Here is a 525-nt window from a genome sequence, read left to right on the forward strand (position 1 = left end):
CCAGGGCCTGGAGCTCAGCGACGGTGGCAGGAAGCGGCGCATCTTGGGACATGCGTCGCAGTTTACGAGCCTTCGATGCGGTTTACAACATCGACAGAGCGGCGGTACGTCGCGGCTGTCGCCAGTCGATGCCCTCGAGCAGCATCGACAGTTGAGCGCTCGTCAGATGGATCTTTCCGCCGTCGGCCTGCGGCCAGATAAATCGGCCTCGCTCCAATCGTTTTGCGAGCAACCAGAGCCCGTCGTCGGTCGCCCAAAGCAGCTTCACGAGATCACCGCGGCGACCGCGGAAGATGAATACATTACCGCCCAGCGGATTGTCTTCGAGCACTGTCTGCACCTTCGCGGCCAGCCCCTGGAACCCGCAGCGCATGTCGGTTACGCCCGCTGCGAGCCAGATGCGCGTACCCGCCGGAAAGCCGATCATCGTGATAGCTCGCGAATCAGCAGCTTCAGCGTTGCCGGCGATACATCACCTCGCAGACGAATTCGTGCCCGTTCAAATTCGATCTCGCAAACACCTTC

At 61.3% G+C, this 525-nt stretch carries 1 protein-coding gene; it reads right to left on the bottom strand.

Annotated elements, in window-relative coordinates; all coding sequences use genetic code 11:
• Window positions 1–82: 82 nt before the first annotated feature.
• Window positions 83–427 carry an IS66 family insertion sequence element accessory protein TnpB gene (tnpB, locus tag ACPUER_RS37105; RefSeq protein ID WP_425133622.1) on the bottom strand — a complete coding sequence of 115 codons (345 nt, stop codon included), beginning with the start codon at window positions 425–427 and terminating at the stop codon, window positions 83–85.
• Window positions 428–525 lie beyond the last annotated feature (98 nt).

The organism is Burkholderia sp. DN3021 (genome assembly GCF_049805555.1).
In the GTDB taxonomy this organism is placed as follows: domain Bacteria; phylum Pseudomonadota; class Gammaproteobacteria; order Burkholderiales; family Burkholderiaceae; genus Burkholderia; species Burkholderia pyrrocinia_C.